This is a genomic window from Helcococcus massiliensis, assembly GCF_900258485.1.
GTDB classification, from domain to species: Bacteria; Bacillota; Clostridia; order Tissierellales; family Peptoniphilaceae; genus Helcococcus; species Helcococcus massiliensis.
The window spans coordinates 1-5513 of record NZ_OGVE01000009.1; the positions used below are offsets into that span (position 1 = coordinate 1).

Genomic DNA, 5513 nt, shown 5'->3' on the forward strand with positions numbered 1-5513 from the left:
CGAAAAGACAGAATCTCTTCCAAGAGCTTGATGCGGTTATCCATCTGCTTATGGAAGCCAAGCATTGGGGATTGAGAAAGAGTAGAAATGCCACAAGCCTCAATAGCAGGTTTAAGAGCCTCGATACGCTCAAAGTCAAAATAATCAGCGTGACATTCAGAAGGGTAATAAGAACGAACCATAAAAAAGCCTCCAAGATTTGGAGGCATGAAAACATACAATTGGGAGGGTGTCAATCCTGACGGTTATTTCCTAGACAAATTAGAGCCAATACCATCAGCTTTACCGTCTTTCCAGAAATTGTTCCAAGTATCGGCAACAGCTTTATCAATACCATGAAAAATATCAACCACACCAGAAGCAGCATCAGTGACGACATTAGAAATATCCTTTGCAGTAGCGCCAATATGAGAAGAGCCATACCGCTGATTCTGCGTTTGCTGATGAACTAAGTCAACCTCAGCACTAACCTTGCGAGTCATTTCTTTGATTTGGTCATTGGTAAAATACTGACCAGCCGTTTGAGCTTGAGTAAGCATTTGGCGCATAATCTCGGAAACCTGCTGTTGCTTGGAAAGATTGGTGTTTTCCATAATAGACGCAACGCGAGCAGTAGACTCCTTCTGTTGATAAGCAAGCATCTCATTTTGTGCATATACCTGGTCTTTCGTATTCTGGCGTGAAGTCGCCGACTGAATGCCAGCAATCTCTTTTTGAGTCTCATTTTGCATCTCGGCAATCTCTTTCTGATTGTCCAGTTGCATTTTAGTAAGCTCTTTTTGATTCTCAAATCCGGCGTCAACCATACCAGCAGAGGAAGCATCAGCACCAGCACGCTCCCAAGCATTAAGCTCAGGAAATGCAGCAGCAAGATAATCACGAGTATCCTTTCCTTTATCAGCGGCAGACTTGCCACCAAGTCCAACCAAATCAAGCAACTTATCAGAAACGGCAGAAGTGCCAGCCTGCAACGTACCTTCAAGAAGTCCTTTACCAGCTTTAGCCATAGCACCAGAAACAAAACTAGGGACGGCCTCATCAGGGTTAGGAACATTAGAGCCTTGAATGGCAGATTTAATACCAGCATCACCCATGCCTACAGTATTGTTATCGGTAGCAAGCACATCACCTTGAATGCCACCGGAGGCGGCTTTTTGACCGCCTCCAAACAATTTAGACATGGCGCCACCAGCAAGAGCAGAAGCAATACCGCCAGCAATAGCACCAAACATAAATCACCTCACTTAAGTGGCTGGAGACAAATAATCTCTTTAATAACCTGATTCAGCGAAACCAATCCGCGGCATTTAGTAGCGGTAAAGTTAGACCAAACCATGAAACCAACATAAACATTATTGCCCGGCGTACGGGGAAGGACGTCAATAGTCACACAGTCCTTGACGGTATAATAACCACCATCATGGCGACCATCCAAAGGATAAACATCATAGGCAGTCGGGAGGGTAGTCGGAACCGAAGAAGACTCAAAGCGAACCAAACAGGCAAAAAATTTAGGGTCGGCATCAAAAGCAATATCAGCACCAACAGAAACAACCTGATTAGCGGCGTTGACAGATGTATCCATCTGAATGCAATGAAGAAAACCACCATTACCAGCATTAACCGTCAAACTATCAAAATATAACGTTGACGATGTAGCTTTAGGTGTCTGTAAAACAGGTGCCGAAGAAGCTGGAGTAACAGAAGTGAGAACCAGCTTATCAGAAAAAAAGTTTGAATTATGGCGAGAAATAAAAGTCTGAAACATGATTAAACTCCTAAGCAGAAAACCTACCGCGCTTCGCTTGGTCAACCCCTCAGCGGCAAAAATTAAAATTTTTACCGCTTCGGCGTTATAACCTCACACTCAATCTTTTATCACGAAGTCATGATTGAATCGCGAGTGGTCGGCAGATTGCGATAAACGGTCACATTAAATTTAACCTGACTATTCCACTGCAACAACTGAACGGACTGGAAACACTGGTCATAATCATGGTGGCGAATAAGTACGCGTTCTTGCAAATCACCAGAAGGCGGTTCCTGAATGAATGGGAAGCCTTCAAGAAGGTGATAAGCAGGAGAAACATACGAAGGCGCATAACGATACCACTGACCCTCAGCAATCTTAAACTTCTTAGACGAATCACCAGAACGGAAAACATCCTTCATAGAAATTTCACGCGGCGGCAAGTTGCCATACAAAACAGGGTCGCCAGCAATATCGGTATAAGTCAAAGCACCTTTAGCGTTAAGGTACTGAATCTCTTTAGTCGCAGTAGGCGGAAAACGAACAAGCGCAAGAGTAAACATAGTGCCATGCTCAGGAACAAAGAAACGCGGCACAGAATGTTTATAGGTCTGTTGAACACGACCAGAAAACTGGCCTAACGACGTTTGGTCAGTTCCATCAACATCATAGCCAGATGCCCAGAGATTAGAGCGCATGACAAGTAAAGGACGGTTGTCAGCGTCATAAGAGGTTTTACCTCCAAATGAAGAAATAACATCATGGTAACGCTGCATGAAGTAATCACGTTCTTGGTCAGTATGCAAATTAGCATAAGCAGCTTGCAGACCCATAATGTCAATAGATGTGGTAGAAGTCGTCATTTGGCGAGAAAGCTCAGTCTCAGGAGGAAGCGGAGCAGTCCAAATGTTTTTGAGATGGCAGCAACGGAAACCATAACGAGCATCATCTTGATTAAGCTCATTAGGGTTAGCCTCGGTACGGTCAGGCATCCACGGCGCTTTAAAATAGTTGTTATAGATATTCAAATAACCCTGAAACAAATGCTTAGGGATTTTATTGGTATCAGGGTTAATCGTGCCAAGAAAAGCGGCATGGTCAATATAACCAGTAGTGTTAACAGTCGGGAGAGGAGTGGCATTAACACCATCCTTCATGAACTTAATCCACTGTTCACCATAAACGTGACGATGAGGGACATAAAAAGTAAAAATGTCTACAGTAGAGTCAATAGCAAGGCCACGACGCAATGGAGAAAGACGGAGAGCGCCAACGGCGTCCATCTCGAAGGAGTCGCCAGCGATAACCGGAGTAGTTGAAATGGTAATAAGACGACCAATCTGACCAGCAAGGAAGCCAAGATGGGAAAGGTCATGCGGCATACGCTCGGCGCCAGTTTGAATATTAGACATAATTTATCCTCAAGTAAGGGGCCGAAGCCCCTGCAATTAAAATTGTTGACCACCTACATACCAAAGACGAGCGCCTTTACGCTTGCCTTTAGTACCTCGCAACGGCTGCGGACGACCAGGGCGAGCGCCAGAACGTTTTTTACCTTTAGACATTACATCACTCCTTCTGCACGTAATTTTTGACGCACGTTTTCTTCTGCGTCAGTAAGAACGTCAGTGTTTCCTGCGCGTACACGCAAGGTAAACGCGAACAATTCAGCGGCTTTAACCGGACGCTCGACGCCATTAATAATGTTTTCCGTAAATTCAGCGCCTTCCATGATGAGACAGGCCGTTTGAATGTTGACGGGATGAACATAATAAGCAATGACGGCAGCAATAAACTCAACAGGAGCAGGAAAGCGAGGGTATCCTACAAAGTCCAGCGTACCATAAACGCAAGCCTCAACGCAGCGACGAGCACGAGAGCGGTCAGTAGCAATCCAAACTTTGTTACTCGTCAGAAAATCGAAATCATCTTCGGTTAAATCCAAAACGGCAGAAGCCTGAATGAGCTTAATAGAGGCCAAAGCGGTCTGGAAACGTACGGATTGTTCAGTAACTTGACTCATGATTTCTTACCTATTAGTGGTTGAACAGCATCGGACTCAGATAGTAATCCACGCTCTTTTAAAATGTCAACAAGAGAATCTCTACCATGAACAAAATGTGACTCATATCTAAACCAGTCCTTGACGAACGTGCCAAGCATATTAAGCCACTTCTCCTCATCCAACGCGTCAGTTTTTGACAGAATCGTTAGTTGATGGCGAAAGGTCGCAAAGTAAGAGCTTCTCGAGCTGCGCAAGGATAGGTCGAATTTTCTCATTTTCCGCCAGCAGTCCACTTCGATTTAATTCGTAAACAAGCAGTAGTAATTCCTGCTTTATCAAGATAATTTTTCGACTCATCAGAAATATCCGAAAGTGTTAACTTCTGCGTCATGGAAGCGATAAAACTCTGCAGGTTGGATACGCCAATCATTTTTATCGAAGCGCGCATAAATTTGAGCAGATTTGTCGTCACAGGTTGCGCCGCCAAAACGTCGGCTACAGTAACTTTTCCCAGCCTCAATCTCATCTCTCTTTTTGCGTTCTGCTTCAATATCTGGTTGAACGGCGTCGCGTCGTAACCCAGCTTGGTAAGTTGGATTAAGCACTCCGTGGACAGATTTGTCATTGTGAGCATTTTCATCCCGAAGTTGCGGCTCATTCTGATTCTGAACAGCTTCTTGGGAAGTAGCGACAGCTTGGTTTTTAGTGAGTTGTTCCATTCTTTAGCTCCTAGACCTTTAGCAGCAAGGTCCATATCTGACTTTTTGTTAACGTATTTAGCCACATAGAAACCAACAGCCATATAACTGGTAGCTTTAAGCGGCTCACCTTTAGCATCAACAGGCCACAACCAACCAGAACGTGAAAAAGCGTCCTGCGTGTAGCGAACTGCGATGGGCATACTGTAACCATAAGGCCACGTATTTTGCAAGCTATTTAACTGGCGGCGATTGCGTACCCGACGACCAAAATTAGGGTCAACGCTACCTGTAGGAAGTGTCCGCATAAAGTGCACCGCATGGAAATGAAGACGGCCATTAGCTGTACCATACTCAGGCACACAAAAATACTGATAGCAGTCGGCGTGTGAATCATTAGCCTTGCGACCCTCGGCAGCAAGAACCATACGACCAATATCACGAAAATAGTCACGCAAAGCATTGGGATTATCATAAAACGCCTCTAATCGGTCGTCAGCCAACGTGAGAGTGTCAAAAACGATAAACCAACCATCAGCATGAGCCTGTCGCATTGCATTCATCAAACGCTGAATAGCAAAGCCTCTACGCGATTTCATAGTGGAGGCCTCCAGCAATCTTGAACACTCATCCTTAATACCTTTCTTTTTGGGGTAATTATACTCATCGCGAATATCCTTAAGAGGGCGTTCAGCAGCCAGCTTGCGGCAAAACTGCGTAACCGTCTTCTCGTTCTCTAAAAACCATTTTTCGTCCCCTTCGGGGCGGTGGTCTATAGTGTTATTAATATCAAGTTGGGGGAGCACATTGTAGCATTGTGCCAATTCATCCATTAACTTCTCAGTAACAGATACAAACTCATCACGAACGTCAGAAGCAGCCTTATGGCCGTCAACATACATATCACCATTATCGAACTCAACGCCCTGCATACGAAAAGACAGAATCTCTTCCAAGAGCTTGATGCGGTTATCCATCTGCTTATGGAAGCCAAGCATTGGGGATTGAGAAAGAGTAGAAATGCCACAAGCCTCAATAGCAGGTTTAAGAGCCTCGATAC

General features: G+C 44.7%; 9 protein-coding genes. All 9 read right to left on the reverse strand.

What is annotated here, in order from left to right; genetic code table 11:
• Positions 1 to 182: hypothetical protein (locus C4Q29_RS06465; protein ID WP_032545157.1), on the reverse strand; the 182-nt coding region annotated here is incomplete at its 3' end.
• A 63-nt stretch (positions 183 to 245) separates the two neighbouring features.
• The gene (locus C4Q29_RS06470) at positions 246 to 1232 is read right to left on the reverse strand and encodes a Minor spike protein (protein WP_000466547.1); all 987 of its coding nucleotides are present in this window, start codon (positions 1230 to 1232) and stop codon (positions 246 to 248) included.
• Between the two features lie 8 nt (positions 1233 to 1240).
• On the reverse strand, positions 1241 to 1768 hold the full coding sequence (locus C4Q29_RS06475) for a hypothetical protein (RefSeq protein ID WP_000487867.1): 528 nt from the start codon (positions 1766 to 1768) through the stop codon (positions 1241 to 1243).
• Positions 1769 to 1878: 110 nt separating this feature from the next.
• A complete protein-coding gene (locus C4Q29_RS06480) occupies positions 1879 to 3162 on the reverse strand; it encodes a major capsid protein (RefSeq protein WP_000065572.1) in 1284 nt (427 codons plus the stop codon).
• Positions 3163 to 3198: 36 nt separating this feature from the next.
• A complete protein-coding gene (locus C4Q29_RS06485; RefSeq protein ID WP_000033471.1) occupies positions 3199 to 3315 on the reverse strand; it encodes a phage DNA packaging protein J in 117 nt (38 codons plus the stop codon).
• On the reverse strand, positions 3315 to 3773 hold the full coding sequence (locus tag C4Q29_RS06490; protein ID WP_000084700.1) for a scaffolding protein D: 459 nt from the start codon (positions 3771 to 3773) through the stop codon (positions 3315 to 3317). Before C4Q29_RS06490 ends, C4Q29_RS06485 begins: the two co-directional genes overlap by 1 nt.
• The gene (locus C4Q29_RS06495; RefSeq protein WP_016670801.1) at positions 3770 to 4009 is read right to left on the reverse strand and encodes a phage DNA packaging protein C; all 240 of its coding nucleotides are present in this window, start codon (positions 4007 to 4009) and stop codon (positions 3770 to 3772) included. The genes C4Q29_RS06490 and C4Q29_RS06495 overlap by 4 nt, the downstream gene beginning before the upstream one ends.
• Complete coding sequence (locus C4Q29_RS06500; protein WP_435988044.1) at positions 3942 to 4094, reverse strand: hypothetical protein; 153 nt, start codon at positions 4092 to 4094, stop codon at positions 3942 to 3944. The genes C4Q29_RS06495 and C4Q29_RS06500 overlap by 68 nt, the downstream gene beginning before the upstream one ends.
• Positions 4027 to 5513 (reverse strand): replication endonuclease (locus C4Q29_RS06505; protein ID WP_503089861.1); only part of this gene is annotated, 1487 nt, incomplete at its 5' end. The genes C4Q29_RS06505 and C4Q29_RS06500, both read right to left, overlap by 68 nt.